Raw genomic sequence first — 15,086 nt, forward strand, 5'->3', positions numbered from 1 at the left:
TCGTTTCCTTAGCTGTGCGCGCCATGTAAATGGCCCGGGCGTGATGGCGTAAATCCACGGCTGTAGCGTGCTACGCTTAAATCCTCATACGGGATCGCTGGCGTACGGCCAGAGAGCAGATCGCTTAACAACTGACCGGAACCGCAAGCCATCGTCCAGCCGAGCGTACCGTGACCGGTATTCAGCCACAGATTTTTAAAGCGTGTACGCCCCACAACCGGCGTACCGTCTGGCGTCATCGGGCGCAGACCAGTCCAGAATGTGGCCTGCTCGACATGACCGCCGCGTGGATAGAGATCGCGAACCACCATTTCCAGCGTTTCACGACGTGGCTGCAACAGCTCGGTGTTAAAGCCAACAATTTCCGCCATTCCACCAACACGAATGCGGTTATCGAAACGAGTAATGGCGATTTTATAGGTTTCATCAAGAATGGTGGACACCGGCGCGCCATCTTCTTGCGCAATCGGAATGGTCAGCGAGTAGCCTTTCAGCGGATAGACCGGAATATCAACAATGCCTTTAAGCATCGCCGTCGAATAAGAACCAAACGCCATCACATACGCATCGGCCTTAATCACTTCATCACCACACTTCACGCCATAGATCTGCTCGCCGTCGCAAAGCAGTTGGTCAACAGGCGTATTAAAGCGGAATTTAACCCCCGCCTGCTCTGCCATCCGCGCCAGATTCTGGGTAAACAGCTGGCAGTCTCCGGTTTCGTCATTGGGTAACTGCAGGCCGCCCGTCAGTTTGTGCGCCACTTCCGCCAACGCAGGTTCCACTTCCGCCAGGCGGCTGGATTCCAGCAGTTGATACGGTACGCCTGCATCCTCCAGCACGGCGATATCGCGAGTGGCATTTTCATACTGTTGTTCGGTACGGAACAGTTGCAGCGTCCCACCCTGACGCCCTTCATACTGAATATTGGTTTCGGCGCGCAATGCTTTCAGGCAATCACGGCTGTATTCCGCCAGACGCACCATCCGCCCTTTGTTTTCCATGTAGTGGCTGGTGTCGCAGTTACGTAACATTTGCCACATCCATTTCAACTGGAACTGCGTACCGTCGAGACGAACCGCCAGCGGTGCATGGCGCTGGAACATCCATTTAATCGCTTTTAAAGGTACACCTGGCGCTGCCCACGGCGCAGCATAGCCGGGGGAAATTTGCCCGGCATTCGCAGCACTGGTTTCCAGGGCGGCTCCTGACTCCCGATCAATGACGGTGACCTCATGTCCTGCCTGATTTAAGTACCAGGCGCTGGCAACGCCTACCACACCACTTCCCAGTATGACAACTCGCATAGCCACTCCGATAACGGTAGATACAGTAAAAGAATAATAATCTAATTACATCTTGATAACTCAGTTGAAAATATTATTCAACATACAGCTTTTTTATGGTGAGCTGGCTCACATCTCCCTGACTCTGCAGCAATATGGCATCTTTAGTATCTCCTGCTGAACACCCTTTTTAACCAGCATAAAATTCCGCTCAGAAGCGAATTACTGGCACTCTGATAATAAGAAATCGCAAAGAAAAAAATTCTTCGGCGACGCGGTTTTTAACAGGTGTTCTATGCTTGAAATGAGGTGTTCCACACAGAGAGCACCGACAACAATGAGGTGCGCGTATGGCGACGATCGATTCTATGAATAAGGACACCACACGTTTGAGCGATGGACCCGACTGGACGTTTGACCTGCTGGATGTTTATCTGGCAGAGATAGACCGGGTAGCGAAACTCTATCGGCTGGATACCTACCCGCACCAGATTGAAGTGATCACCTCAGAACAGATGATGGATGCCTACTCCAGCGTCGGCATGCCAATTAACTATCCACACTGGTCATTCGGTAAAAAGTTTATCGAGACTGAACGGCTGTATAAGCACGGTCAGCAAGGACTGGCCTATGAAATCGTCATTAACTCTAACCCGTGTATCGCTTACCTGATGGAAGAGAACACTATCACCATGCAGGCACTTGTGATGGCCCACGCCTGCTATGGGCATAACTCTTTCTTCAAAAACAATTACTTATTCCGTAGCTGGACCGACGCCAGTTCGATTGTCGATTATCTGATTTTTGCCCGTAAATATATTACCGAGTGCGAAGAACGTTATGGCGTAGATGAAGTCGAGCGGCTTCTTGACTCCTGTCATGCGCTGATGAACTACGGTGTGGATCGGTACAAACGCCCGCAAAAAATCTCGCTGCAAGAAGAAAAAGCCCGGCAGAAAAGTCGCGAAGAGTATCTGCAAAGTCAGGTCAATATGCTCTGGCGTACCCTGCCGAAGCGCGAGGAAGAGAAAACAGTTGCTGAAGCGCGCCGCTATCCGCCCGAGCCACAAGAAAACCTGCTCTATTTTATGGAGAAAAATGCACCCCTGCTGGAATCATGGCAGCGTGAAATTCTGCGTATTGTGCGTAAGGTGAGCCAGTATTTTTATCCGCAAAAACAGACTCAGGTAATGAACGAAGGCTGGGCGACCTTCTGGCACTACACCATCCTTAACCATCTGTATGATGAAGGGAAAGTGACGGAACGTTTTATGCTGGAGTTTTTGCACAGCCACACCAATGTGGTTTTCCAGCCGCCCTATAACAGCCCGTGGTACAGCGGAATAAACCCGTATGCGCTTGGTTTCGCCATGTTCCAGGATATTAAACGGATTTGTCAGTCGCCAACGGAAGAAGACAAATACTGGTTCCCGGATATCGCCGGTTCTGACTGGCTGGACACATTGCATTTTGCGATGCGTGATTTCAAAGATGAGAGCTTTATCAGTCAGTTCCTGTCACCGAAAGTGATGCGTGATTTCCGCTTCTTCACCGTGCTGGACGACGATCGGCATAATTATCTGGAGATTTCCGCTATTCATAATGAAGAAGGTTATCGGGAGATCCGTAACCGGTTATCGTCGCAATATAATTTAAGTAATCTGGAGCCGAATATTCAGATCTGGAACGTGGATTTGCGCGGCGACCGTTCGCTGACGCTGCGTTACATTCCACATAATCGCGCACCGCTGGATCGGGGGCGCAAAGAAGTGCTGAAGCATGTGCATCGCCTGTGGGGATTTGATGTGATGCTGGAACAGCAAAACGAAGACGGCAGCGTCGAGTTGCTGGAACGTTGCCCGCCGAGAATGGGAAATCTGTAAAAACAACAAAAAACCCCTCGTTTGAGGGGTTTGCTTTTTAAACGGAAGGGATTATCGGCCCTGAATGGCTAAATCACCCGGCAGATTTTTCTGCATCCGGTGCCAAATTTCACCACTCTCATGTCCATAGCGACGCACTGTTTCGTATACCTGATCGTGTGCGCCTTCACTGCACAACGCCGACAGTTTGTGGTAGAAGCCCAGCGCCAGACTGCGCGCTTCCGGATTGGCGAAATAGTGACGACCAATGCGCGTATACAGCCCTTTCATCCCATTAAGGATCAGACCGTAAATCGGGTTGCCGGAAGCAAACGCCAGACCGCGGAATATGTTGTAATCCAACTCGGCAAAGGCATCGGCGTGATCGGCCACTTCATTAGCGGTAGCCAGCACTTCCTGCGCTTTATCGGGATGCTGACGAAACGCGGTGCGAATAAAAATAGTGGAAATATTGGTACGCACCGACAGCAAATTATCAATAAGCTGCGGCACACTTTCGTGATCCAGTCGCGCCAGTGTTTCAAGGATATTTAAACCGGAAGTTTCCCAGAAATTATTCACCTTCGTCGGCTTGCCATGTTGAATGGTCAACCAGCCATCTCGTGCCAGACGCTGTAACACTTCACGTAACGTAGTACGCGTTACGCCAATTAATTCTGAAAGTTCACGTTCTGCGGGCAAAATAGTCCCGGGAGGGAAGCGGTTATTCCAGATACTTTCAATAATGTACTCTTCCGCGAAACCCGCCGGGCTTTGCGCCTTAATGACCATAGTGAGATTTCCATAACACAGCAAAACAAAGTTGGACTCATCATACCAGAGGGCTATCTACGCTGATAGCAGACAAAAAGAAGAAAAAAGGGATCAAGGCTTCATTTTCTACATCTCTTTTCTCCAGACCATCAACACTTGCCTCGATCCCCTCCTGACCGTTAAGCTTTGCGTTCTAAGATAAAAACATCATTGATTATTTCTAAGGTAAGGGAAACCATCATGGAGATCTCCTGGGGCCGTGCCCTATGGCGCAACTTTTTGGGCCAGTCCCCCGACTGGTACAAACTCGCCCTCATTATTTTCTTAATTCTTAATCCGTTAATTTTCATCATCAGCCCCTTTGTTGCCGGTTGGCTGCTGGTGGCGGAATTTATTTTCACTCTGGCGATGGCCCTCAAATGCTATCCGCTGCTCCCCGGTGGTCTGTTGGCTATCGAAGCGGTATTCATCGGCATGACCAGCGCGGAACATGTTCGTGAAGAGGTGGCGGCAAATCTTGAAGTCTTGCTGTTACTGATGTTTATGGTGGCGGGTATCTATTTTATGAAACAGCTGTTGCTGTTCATATTTACCCGTTTGCTGCTAAGCATTCGCTCCAAAATGCTGCTGTCGCTCTCTTTTTGCATGGCGGCGGCGTTCCTCTCCGCGTTCCTCGATGCCTTAACCGTCGTGGCGGTGGTGATCAGCGTCGCAGTCGGTTTTTATGGTATTTATCATCGCGTTGCCTCTTCCCGTACCGAAGATACCGACCTGCAAGACGATAGTCATATCGACAAGCATTACAAAGTGGTTCTGGAACAGTTCCGTGGCTTTCTGCGCAGCCTGATGATGCATGCAGGTGTCGGCACCGCATTAGGCGGCGTGATGACCATGGTGGGCGAACCACAGAACTTGATCATCGCTAAAGCGGCTGGCTGGCATTTTGGCGATTTCTTCCTGCGCATGTCGCCGGTGACCGTTCCAGTTCTGATTTGTGGCCTGTTGACCTGCCTGCTGGTGGAGAAGCTACGTTGGTTTGGCTACGGCGAAACGCTGCCGGAGAAAGTCCGCGAAGTGCTGCAACAGTTTGACGATCAAAGTCGCCACCAGCGTACCCGTCAGGATAAAATTCGTCTGATTGTCCAGGCGATTATTGGCGTCTGGCTGGTGACTGCGCTGGCGTTGCATCTGGCGGAAGTTGGCCTGATTGGTTTGTCGGTCATTATTCTGGCGACATCATTGACTGGTGTCACTGATGAACATGCTATCGGTAAAGCCTTCACCGAATCTCTGCCATTCACCGCACTGTTGACTGTCTTTTTCTCGGTCGTCGCGGTAATTATTGATCAGCAACTGTTCTCACCAATTATTCATTTTGTCCTACAGGCATCGGAGCACGCCCAGCTGTCGTTGTTCTATATTTTTAACGGCCTGCTGTCATCTATTTCGGATAATGTCTTCGTGGGAACGATCTATATCAACGAAGCAAAGGCAGCCATGGAGAGTGGCGTTATCACACTGAAGCAATATGAACTTCTGGCCGTCGCCATTAACACCGGGACCAACCTCCCCTCCGTCGCGACGCCGAATGGCCAGGCGGCGTTCTTGTTCCTGCTGACCTCCGCACTCGCGCCATTGATTCGTCTCTCTTATGGTCGCATGGTATGGATGGCTCTTCCCTACACCCTCGTACTAACGGTTGTCGGGTTACTCTGTGTTGAGTTTACGCTTGCCCCTGTAACCGAATGGTTTATGCAAATGGGCTGGATAGCAACGCTTTGATAACAACTTACCGGGCATATAAATGCCCGGTTTGCCTTTTCGCCCGATAATTGTCCAATTACCTCCTATTTTTGCTGCCTCCTGGTGGCGCAGCGAATGAATTGGTTTAAACTGCGCACTCTATGCATATTGCAGGGAAATGATTATGTTGCGATTTTTGAATCAATGTTCACAAGGTCGGGGCGCGTGGCTGTTGATGGCGTTTACCGCTCTGGCACTGGAACTGACGGCGCTGTGGTTCCAGCATGTGATGTTACTGAAACCTTGCGTGCTCTGTATTTATGAACGCTGCGCATTATTCGGCATTCTGGGTGCTGCGCTGATTGGCGCGATCGCCCCGAAAACTCCGCTGCGTTATGTAGCGATGATTATCTGGTTGTATAGTGCGTTCCGCGGTGTGCAGTTAACTTACGAGCACACCATGCTTCAGCTCTATCCTTCGCCGTTTGCGACCTGTGATTTTATGGTTCGTTTCCCTGACTGGCTGCCGCTGGATAAATGGGTGCCGCAAGTGTTTGTCGCCTCTGGCGATTGCGCCGAGCGTCAGTGGGAATTTTTAGGTCTGGAAATGCCGCAGTGGCTGCTCGGTATTTTTATCGCTTACCTGATTGTCGCGGTGCTGGTGGTGATTTCCCAGCCGTTTAAAGCGAAAAAACGTGACCTGTTCGGTCGCTAATCCATTTGGCGCTCCTGCGGGAGCGCTTTTTGCTACCGCTATGTTCATTTGACCCGCAGTAAATCCGTACTTCGTGTTGTATAACGTGGTGAAAGCATGGCACGCTTCATCTGCCATTGTTGCTGGATCCCCTGCCCGGCAAAATAGAGTGTTCCTCTGCCCTCTTTAGCATTTAGCGTATCCATTACCGCCATCAATTGCTCACTCCCGGGGCGCGGTGCGTTGTCATCGAATAAATTGAGCTGCGCGACTCCCTGACTGAAGAAATCCCCCAGCATCACGCCCGCTTTTTGGTAGCGATGGCCCGCTTGCCAGATGGCATCCAGAGATCGCGTAGCGGCGTTAATGATATCCCTGCTGTCCTGAGTGGGCGTCAGCAGTTTTACCGACGCGCTATTGCCGTAATAAGGTTCATTGAGCGCAAATGGTGACGTCTTAATAAACGTGGAAATAAACCGACAATATTGATGCTCACTGCGAAGTTTTTCCGCCGCCCGGGCAGCGTAACTACAAATGGCCTGCCGCATCGACGTATAATCCGTGATGCGTTCACCAAACGAACGGGAACAGATAATTTCCTGCTTTGTCGGTGCAAACTCTTCCAGTTGCAAACAGGGTTCACCGCGCAGTTCACGCACCGTTCTTTCGAGCACGACATTAAAATGTTTACGGATAAACCGGATATCTGTATCCGCCAAATCGAGAACGGTTTTGATCCCCATCGCGTCCAGTTTTTTGCTGATCCGCCGTCCAATCCCCCAGACTTCATCCACGGGGAGAGCAGACATTAATTTACGCTGGCGTTCCAGATTTGATAAATCCACCACCCCACCCGTCTGCCGCTGCCATTTTTTTGCCGCATGATTGGCAAGCTTAGCCAGCGTTTTGGTCTGGGCGATCCCCACACCAACAGTAAGATGGGTACGTTGTAGCACCTTTGCGCGAATTTCTCTGCCAAAATCAGTCAGATCGCGACAATTACGCACACCGGTCAGATCGCAGAATGCCTCATCAATACTGTAAATCTCGACGCGGGGCGATAGCTCTTCCAGCGTCGACATCACCCGATTGCTCATATCGGCGTAAAGCTCATAGTTACTGCTAAAGCAAACCACGCCACAGCGGCGAAACAGATCTTTTTGTTTGAACCAGGGATCGCCCATTTTAACGCCCAGCGCCTTTGCCTCAGCGTTTCGGGCGATAACGCAACCGTCATTATTCGATAGCACAACCACCGGTTTACCCCATAAATCAGGACGAAACACCGTCTCACAGCTGGCATAAAAAGCGTTTACATCACAGAGGGCAAACATCAGCGCATCGCCTTAACGACGTGGATCACCACACCAAAGACATCCAGCGTATCTTCGCTACTGATGGTAATGGGTGAATATGCACTGTTCATGGGAATAAGCTGCACAGTCGGGCGTAGTTGCAATTTTTTCACCGTAAACTCGCCGTCAACAGCAGCGATGACAATATCACCATGGCTGGCGGTAATAGCGCTATCGACAATCAGTAAATCACCGTCACTAATCCCACCGTCAATCATAGAATCACCACTTGCTTTGACGAAGTAAGTCGCGCTGGGATGCTGGATCAACAGTTGATTCAGATCGATGCGCTGTTCAACGTAATCTGCGGCCGGTGAAGGAAAGCCACACTGAACAAGATCGCTAAATAGCGGAAAAGTCACAATTTCGCGGAGATCCGCAGGCTTGATAAACAACATAATAATCTGCCTGAAGTTATACTGTTTTTATATACAGTAGTCTGTTCTTGCCAGCAGATCAATACTGATTCAGGCTATCAATATTTGTCGCAGCATAGGCTGCTGATTTTTCGTTCTCTTATCCTGTGCTCGCGCGGCCTTCTGGCGCCAGCATTCATCCAGCAGAAAGGAAAAATATCGCCCGGTTTAAAAATAGAATGGAAGCATTCGCCATAATGACATTAAACATTGTTTGATATTTATCATATTAATATAAATAAAGACATTGACGCATCTCGCCCGGCTAACTATGAATTAGATGAAGTAAAATTCATTAATAGTTGTAAAACAGGAGTTTCATTACAATTTATATATTTAAAGAGGCGAATGATTATGACTGAAATCGTTGCAGATAAAACGGTAGAGGTAGTTAAAAACGCAATCGAAACCGCAGATGGAGCATTAGACCTTTATAATAAATATCTCGATCAGGTCATCCCCTGGCAGACCTTCGATGAAACCATAAAAGAGCTAAGTCGCTTTAAACAGGAGTATTCACAGGCAGCCTCCGTTTTAGTTGGCGATATTAAAACCTTACTTATGGATAGCCAGGATAAGTATTTTGAAGCAACCCAAACGGTGTATGAATGGTGTGGTGTTGCGACGCAATTGCTCGCAGCATATATTTTGCTATTTGATGAGTACAATGAGAAGAAAGCATCCGCCCAGAAAGATATTCTCATTAAGGTACTGGATGACGGCATCACGAAGCTGAATGAAGCGCAAAAATCTCTGCTGGTAAGCTCACAAAGTTTCAACAACGCTTCCGGAAAACTGCTGGCGTTAGATAGCCAGTTAACCAATGATTTTTCAGAAAAAAGCAGCTATTTCCAGTCACAGGTAGATAAAATCAGGAAGGAAGCGTATGCCGGTGCCGCAGCCGGTGTCGTCGCCGGTCCATTTGGATTAATCATTTCCTATTCTATTGCTGCGGGCGTAGTTGAAGGGAAACTGATTCCAGAATTGAAGAACAAGTTAAAATCTGTGCAGAGTTTCTTTACCACCCTGTCTAACACGGTTAAACAAGCGAATAAAGATATCGATGCTGCCAAATTGAAATTAACCACCGAAATAGCCGCCATCGGGGAGATAAAAACGGAAACTGAAACAACCAGATTCTACGTTGATTATGATGATTTAATGCTTTCTTTGCTAAAAGAAGCGGCAAAAAAAATGATTAACACCTGTAATGAGTATCAGAAAAGACACGGTAAGAAGACACTCTTTGAGGTACCTGAAGTCTGATAAGCGATTATTCTCTCCATGTACTCAAGGTATAAAGTTTATCACATTTAAAAATACAGACGTTTTTTAAAGATTGAGAGTTACCTGTTAATAATAAGGTATCGGGTAACTCTCATTATGACAGAGCGCTTTCAAAAACAGGGCTACGAAATGGCGAGCATCCAGACGTATATTAAGAAAGCCCCCATCAACATCTATTAAATTTATCACTGCGCCCAGTCAGGTTTATTTAAGATATGATCCTGCCAGTCAATCACTTCTGATTCTTTCACTGCGATATGACGCACAGAGATACGTTCGCCATGCATTGCCGCTTTCGAACCAGTAAGCAGCGGATGCCACGCAGGTAAATCTTTACCTTCCGCCAGCAAGCGATAAGCGCAGGTCATTGGCAACCATTCGAATGTTGGCAGATTTTCACGGGTTAGTTTAATGCAGTCGGGTTCAAACTCGAAACGACGCTCGTAGTTCCGACATTGACAGGTTTTAATATTGAGCTGGCGACAGGCGACGTTAGTGAAGTAGATTTCGTCGGTGTCTTCGTCCATTAGTTTATGCAGACAACACTGACCGCAACCATCACACAACGACTCCCATTCCGCATCGCTCATTTCGTCCAGGGTTTTACTTTGCCAGAAAGGTACATCGCTCATCAGGTGTTCCGCCATTACGTTAAAACGCACCTTATAACCAGTCTGGCACAGCGATGCAAGTTTTGCCGCCGCTTTCAGGCGGCAAAAAGTATTACAAAACGCGAGTTGTCAAAGAATGTCCATCGAAAGTAACCGTCAGCTCATCACCGCTTTGCAAGGGGCCGACGCCATCAGGCGTGCCTGTCAGCACAACGTCACCGGCCTTGAGGGTAAAAAACTTGCTCATATAAGCGATCAGCGGAACGATTTTATGGATCATGTCCGCAGTCGTACCTTGCTGGCGTTGTTCGCCGTTGACGCTCAGGCCCAGCACTGTATTTTGCGGATCGCCGGTGAATTCCGCCGCTGGAATAAACCCGGATAGCGGACAAGAGTTATCAAACGCTTTGGCCTTTTCCCACGGCTGCCCGGCTTTCTTCATTTTTCCCTGAACATCACGCAATGTCAGATCGAGCGCCACGCCGTAACCGGCAATGGCTTTGCGGACATGCTCTTCCGTAGCCTGACGAAGCGTCGCGCCAATCAACACCGCCAGTTCGACTTCATGATGAACTGAACCGAAATCGGATGGGATCGCCAATGGCTGCCGCAGATCGCACAGTGCCGTCTCTGGTTTAATAAACAGCACTGGCTCTTCGGGCACTGCACTGCCCATCTCTTTAATATGTTTGGCATAGTTACTGCCAACACAGACTACTTTACTCACCGGATAATCCAGCAGCGCACCTTGCCAGTTGTGATGTTGATACATAATGTTCCCCTCACTTATCGTGGATATGAAAACCCGCGCCGACAAAGATAATGCCACCGCCGGATATCGGTTATTTGTTAGTGTCGTCTGTTTTCTGCCCCATTACGGAAAGATGTTGCTTCAGCAAATCTTCGGGGGGTGGCGGTAACTGCAGATAGTAACCTTGCTCGGTTAATGCCAGTTTAACCTTCTCAATATCGGCATTGACCAATTTCTTCCGCCCATCCAGCGGCAGAATCATCGCTAACTGAGGCTGACCAAAACCTTTCATCAGTTCCTCAGGAACACGCGAAAAATCGTCTTTTTTTTCGACATATAAATAGGTCTGGTCACGCTTGCTGCTTCGATAAATCACACAAAACATACATTTACTCTTTAAAATGCCAGGTTTTGGCATAAGCTAACATCAATGAAACCCGCGCCACAAGCCAGCCAGCTGTAGATTTCTGCGGTTTGTTCAATCCATGCGCCCTTTATAAGTAATCCCCGGCAAGAATACCGCACCAGGATTTTACCGAATACAGGAAAGCCACTGGAATTCCCCCGTAAGGAATTGTTATATTATAACAGTTCATCGTACTCATTCTGAACAGGAGACTACCTATGAAAATCAAGGGCATCAGTAAGGGTGTATTGCTGCTTGCACTGCTAACCTCTACGAGCTTTGCTGCAGGTAAGAATGTCAATGTTGAGTTCAGAAAAGGTCATAGCAGCGCTCAGTACTCCGGCGAAATAAAGGGATATGATTACGATACATATACCTTCTATGCCAAAAAAGGCCAGAAAGTGCATGTGAGTATCTCTAATGAAGGCGCTGATACTTACCTCTTCGGACCAGGGATCGATGATTCTGTTGATTTATCCAGATATTCCCCAGAACTCGATAGTCACGGACAATACGCACTCCCAGCTTCTGGCAAATATGAGCTGCGTGTGCTGCAAACTCGAAATGACGCCCGTAAAAACAAAACTAAAAAATATAACGTTGATATTCAAATTAAGTAAATGTCAATCGACGGGGACTCTCCCCGTCATAAACGTTATCGCCCCCACGCCTCTCTGTCGCTCAAGAGGTTAATGACGAATATAAAGAAGGCTATGCGACGACGAGCTGAAAATGCTGAATAGAACATAATGTAAACAAGACATCACTCACGACACATAAATAACATCTTTGTGGTGGTTTGATTGATTTTTCCACTCCGCTTACCATTCACACCAAAATAACGATCATCACGACATAATTTTTCTTTAACATCGCAAAATACACCGTTAGAGAATGTAAATTCGCTGGGATCGTAACCTTGTACTGATTGTAAGTTTTCAGCGGCTTTTTCGCCGAGATATTTCCTTGTTAACTCTGGGGAAATGCCATCTGAGTTAACACAAATATACGGGTCGCAAACAACGCCGCACACCGGAGATTGAAGTCCGCCAGCGTCATTTCCAGACGCCATTGATGAGAACATCATCCCCACACCTGACAATCCGATATAAAAAATACGCATCATATTCATAGCACATCCTGAGAAACCAACCGTACAACACTTATGCTCATTTCATCATCAACTCATAATCAAAACCGCTGACCTGGACGAGTTACGATGACCTGACAGAAGTATCAGACGTCTTCTGCGGTTTCTATGATAGAGCAATTCTGTGGCGGATATTAAGATAACGGGTATCTGTTCTTTAATGATGCTGCAAAAAATGGAAAGTTAAGAAAGCCTGGCGTGGTGAAAAAATACACTCGTCTCAATACTGGATATTTAAACAGGTCTGAAGATGCTGTCACGATTAGGGTGCGGAAAAAGGAAGCGTAAATAAGAACAATCAAAAGTACGACGGCAATGGGTTGATTGACAAGGGTATTTTTTAAGCTATGAATCAGCGCCATTTATCACAGAATAGACTTTTACTCTGAATAAATGGGAGGGTGACTTGCCTCAATATAATCCAGACTATAACATGCCTTATAGTCTTCGGAACATCATCGCGCGCTGGCGATGATTAATAGCTAATTGAGTAAGGCCAGGATGTCAAACACGCCAATCGAGCTTAAAGGCAGTAGCTTCACTTTATCTGTGGTTCATCTGCATGAGGCAGAACCTAAGGTTATCCATCAGGCGCTGGAAGACAAAATCGCTCAGGCCCCCGCATTTTTAAAACATGCCCCTGTTGTACTCAACGTCAGTGCACTTGAAGACCCGGTAAACTGGTCAGCGATGCATAAGGCTGTTTCGGCAACCGGTTTGCGGGTTATTGGCGTAAGTGGCTGCAAAGATGCGCAACTTAAAGCCGAAATTGAAAAGATGGGGCTGCCTATCCTGACGGAAGGAAAGGAAAAAGCGCCGCGTCCAGCTCCCGCACCGCAGGCTCCAGCGCAAAATACAACGCCGGTCACAAAAACGCGTTTAATAGATACCCCGGTGCGTTCCGGTCAGCGTATTTATGCTCCACAATGTGATCTGATTGTTACAAGCCACGTTAGCGCTGGGGCCGAATTGATTGCCGATGGTAACATTCATGTTTATGGCATGATGCGCGGTCGTGCGCTGGCAGGGGCAAGTGGTGACCGGGAAACGCAAATATTTTGTACGAACCTGATGGCGGAACTGGTGTCCATCGCAGGTGAATACTGGCTGAGTGATCAAATCCCAGCAGAATTTTATGGCAAAGCAGCGCGACTACAGTTAGTCGAAAACGCTTTGACCGTTCAACCGTTAAATTGATCCCTTTTTAACAAGGAATTTCTATGGCACGCATTATTGTTGTTACTTCGGGCAAAGGGGGTGTTGGTAAGACAACCTCCAGCGCGGCCATCGCCACTGGTTTGGCCCAGAAGGGAAAGAAAACTGTCGTGATAGATTTTGATATCGGCCTGCGTAATCTCGACCTGATTATGGGTTGTGAACGCCGGGTCGTTTACGATTTCGTCAACGTCATTCAGGGCGATGCAACGCTAAATCAGGCGTTAATTAAAGATAAGCGTACTGAAAATCTCTATATTCTTCCGGCATCGCAAACACGCGATAAAGATGCCCTTACCCGTGAAGGGGTCGCCAAAGTTCTTGATGATCTGAAAGCGATGGACTTTGAATTTATCGTTTGTGACTCCCCGGCAGGGATTGAAACCGGTGCGTTAATGGCACTCTATTTTGCAGACGAAGCCATTATTACCACCAACCCGGAAGTCTCCTCAGTACGCGACTCTGACCGTATTTTAGGCATTCTGGCGTCGAAATCACGCCGCGCAGAAAATGGCGAAGAGCCTATTAAAGAGCATCTGCTGTTAACGCGCTATAACCCAGGCCGCGTGAGCAGAGGTGACATGTTGAGCATGGAAGATGTGCTGGAGATCCTGCGCATCAAACTCGTCGGCGTGATTCCTGAGGATCAATCAGTATTGCGCGCCTCTAACCAGGGTGAACCGGTCATTCTCGACATTAACGCCGATGCGGGTAAAGCCTACGCAGATACCGTAGAACGTCTGTTGGGAGAAGAACGTCCTTTCCGCTTCATTGAAGAAGAGAAGAAAGGCTTCCTCAAACGCTTGTTCGGAGGATAAGTTATGGCATTACTCGATTTCTTTCTCTCGCGGAAGAAAAACACGGCCAACATTGCAAAAGAACGGCTGCAGATTATTGTTGCTGAACGCCGTCGCAGCGATGCAGAACCGCATTATCTGCCGCAGTTGCGTAAAGATATTCTTGAGGTCATTTGTAAATACGTACAAATTGATCCTGAGATGGTAACCGTACAGCTTGAGCAAAAAGATGGCGATATTTCTATTCTTGAGCTGAACGTGACCTTACCGGAAGCAGAAGAGCTGAAATAAGCCCGCTGTAAAAGCGCATTTATCTTCAAGGCAGAGTCATCTCTGCCTTGAGTTTTTCATCCCCCTCATCCACGTTTGATAAGAGCGGCGAGTATTCTTGCTGATGCTACTCATTGCTTACCCCCTTTACACCTTAATGCCGTTCCCCCCACACAGAACAAATTGTTTATACCTGGCTGAGTAAATAACCTTATTGTTAGTATTGGTATGCTGGGAGATGATAACCCCGCAATTTCATTATTCATTGTTCTCCCATAGGATGAGGTTTCCCGCCGTAACTGGCGGGCTTTTTTTGCCGCAGAATTTTCCCTTTTAACATCCTGTAAACGGAAACTGCGCCGAAGCGCAGTTTAAGCGTTGATGGTCAGAACGACCAGTTCACACCAGCCACCGCGTTCCATGGCGATTCCACACCGGCACCATGGCTATACCCCACCCCGAGATGCCC

17 protein-coding genes are annotated in these 15,086 nt (G+C 48.0%); 8 read left to right on the top strand and 9 right to left on the bottom strand.

The genetic code is table 11. The features are described 5' to 3' along the window. Nucleotides 1–8 precede the first annotated feature (8 nt). Entirely contained in the window at nt 9–1,307 is a 1,299-nt protein-coding gene (gene dadA, locus AACU19_RS03370; protein ID WP_001266926.1) for a D-amino acid dehydrogenase, read from the bottom strand. Between the two features lie 329 nt (nt 1,308–1,636). Here dadA and AACU19_RS03375 point away from each other — a divergent pair, with 329 nt between their 5' ends. Next, a complete protein-coding gene (locus AACU19_RS03375; RefSeq protein ID WP_032183982.1) occupies nt 1,637–3,169 on the top strand; it encodes a SpoVR family protein in 1,533 nt (510 codons plus the stop codon). Nucleotides 3,170–3,220: 51 nt separating this feature from the next. On the opposite strand, the gene fadR is transcribed toward AACU19_RS03375, so the two are convergent. Continuing rightward, nucleotides 3,221–3,940 (bottom strand): fatty acid metabolism transcriptional regulator FadR, encoded by a 720-nt coding sequence (gene fadR, locus AACU19_RS03380; protein WP_000234823.1) that lies wholly within the window; start codon nt 3,938–3,940, stop codon nt 3,221–3,223. Nucleotides 3,941–4,162: 222 nt separating this feature from the next. On the opposite strand from fadR, the gene nhaB reads away from it, so the two are divergent. Beyond that, a complete protein-coding gene (gene nhaB, locus AACU19_RS03385) occupies nt 4,163–5,704 on the top strand; it encodes a Na(+)/H(+) antiporter NhaB (protein ID WP_000406370.1) in 1,542 nt (513 codons plus the stop codon). Nucleotides 5,705–5,849: 145 nt separating this feature from the next. Then, nucleotides 5,850–6,380 (top strand): disulfide bond formation protein DsbB, encoded by a 531-nt coding sequence (gene dsbB, locus AACU19_RS03390; RefSeq protein WP_000943444.1) that lies wholly within the window; start codon nt 5,850–5,852, stop codon nt 6,378–6,380. 44 nt (nt 6,381–6,424) lie between these two features. Here dsbB and umuC read toward each other — a convergent pair whose 3' ends face one another. Together umuC and AACU19_RS03400 are read right to left on the bottom strand one after the other, a co-directional pair. After that, nucleotides 6,425–7,693, bottom strand: a complete 1,269-nt coding sequence (gene umuC / locus AACU19_RS03395; RefSeq protein WP_000457603.1) for a DNA polymerase V catalytic protein — start codon at nt 7,691–7,693, stop codon at nt 6,425–6,427. Beyond that, complete coding sequence (locus AACU19_RS03400) at nt 7,693–8,112, bottom strand: translesion error-prone DNA polymerase V autoproteolytic subunit (protein WP_000897378.1); 420 nt, start codon at nt 8,110–8,112, stop codon at nt 7,693–7,695. Before AACU19_RS03400 ends, umuC begins: the two co-directional genes overlap by 1 nt. A 372-nt stretch (nt 8,113–8,484) precedes the next feature. Here AACU19_RS03400 and hlyE point away from each other — a divergent pair, with 372 nt between their 5' ends. Beyond that, a complete protein-coding gene (hlyE, locus tag AACU19_RS03405; RefSeq protein WP_001306826.1) occupies nt 8,485–9,396 on the top strand; it encodes a hemolysin HlyE in 912 nt (303 codons plus the stop codon). A 206-nt stretch (nt 9,397–9,602) separates the two neighbouring features. On the opposite strand, the gene AACU19_RS03410 is transcribed toward hlyE, so the two are convergent. The 3 genes from AACU19_RS03410 to AACU19_RS03420 form a co-directional block, all read right to left on the bottom strand. Continuing rightward, complete coding sequence (locus tag AACU19_RS03410; RefSeq protein WP_001306825.1) at nt 9,603–10,049, bottom strand: YcgN family cysteine cluster protein; 447 nt, start codon at nt 10,047–10,049, stop codon at nt 9,603–9,605. Between the two features lie 91 nt (nt 10,050–10,140). Next, the gene (locus tag AACU19_RS03415; RefSeq protein WP_000284282.1) at nt 10,141–10,800 is read right to left on the bottom strand and encodes a fumarylacetoacetate hydrolase family protein; all 660 of its coding nucleotides are present in this window, start codon (nt 10,798–10,800) and stop codon (nt 10,141–10,143) included. Nucleotides 10,801–10,870: 70 nt separating this feature from the next. Further along, nucleotides 10,871–11,164 carry a YcgL domain-containing protein gene (locus AACU19_RS03420; RefSeq protein WP_001297679.1) on the bottom strand — a complete coding sequence of 98 codons (294 nt, stop codon included), beginning with the start codon at nt 11,162–11,164 and terminating at the stop codon, nt 10,871–10,873. A 239-nt stretch (nt 11,165–11,403) separates the two neighbouring features. Here AACU19_RS03420 and pliG point away from each other — a divergent pair, with 239 nt between their 5' ends. Beyond that, the gene (pliG, locus tag AACU19_RS03425; protein WP_000693759.1) at nt 11,404–11,805 is read left to right on the top strand and encodes a g-type lysoyme inhibitor PliG; all 402 of its coding nucleotides are present in this window, start codon (nt 11,404–11,406) and stop codon (nt 11,803–11,805) included. A gap of 143 nt (nt 11,806–11,948) precedes the next feature. Here pliG and AACU19_RS03430 read toward each other — a convergent pair whose 3' ends face one another. Further along, a complete protein-coding gene (locus tag AACU19_RS03430; protein WP_001056855.1) occupies nt 11,949–12,317 on the bottom strand; it encodes a YcgJ family protein in 369 nt (122 codons plus the stop codon). A 519-nt stretch (nt 12,318–12,836) separates the two neighbouring features. Here AACU19_RS03430 and minC point away from each other — a divergent pair. From minC to minE, 3 genes are read left to right on the top strand one after another with little or no spacing between them, the layout of a single operon-like run. Beyond that, nucleotides 12,837–13,532, top strand: coding sequence for a septum site-determining protein MinC (gene minC, locus AACU19_RS03435; protein WP_000072536.1), 696 nt, complete (start codon nt 12,837–12,839; stop codon nt 13,530–13,532). A gap of 23 nt (nt 13,533–13,555) precedes the next feature. Further along, nucleotides 13,556–14,368, top strand: a complete 813-nt coding sequence (minD, locus tag AACU19_RS03440; protein ID WP_000101055.1) for a septum site-determining protein MinD — start codon at nt 13,556–13,558, stop codon at nt 14,366–14,368. Between the two features lie 3 nt (nt 14,369–14,371). Beyond that, nucleotides 14,372–14,638, top strand: coding sequence for a cell division topological specificity factor MinE (gene minE / locus AACU19_RS03445; RefSeq protein WP_001185665.1), 267 nt, complete (start codon nt 14,372–14,374; stop codon nt 14,636–14,638). A gap of 364 nt (nt 14,639–15,002) precedes the next feature. Here the strand turns inward: minE and AACU19_RS23680 are convergent. After that, the coding region (locus AACU19_RS23680) for a hypothetical protein (RefSeq protein ID WP_440939640.1) at nt 15,003–15,086 on the bottom strand (84 nt) is incomplete at its 5' end.

It is taken from the genome of Escherichia sp. MOD1-EC4550 (genome assembly GCF_963876935.1).
In the GTDB taxonomy this organism is placed as follows: Bacteria; Pseudomonadota; Gammaproteobacteria; order Enterobacterales; family Enterobacteriaceae; genus Escherichia; species Escherichia coli_F.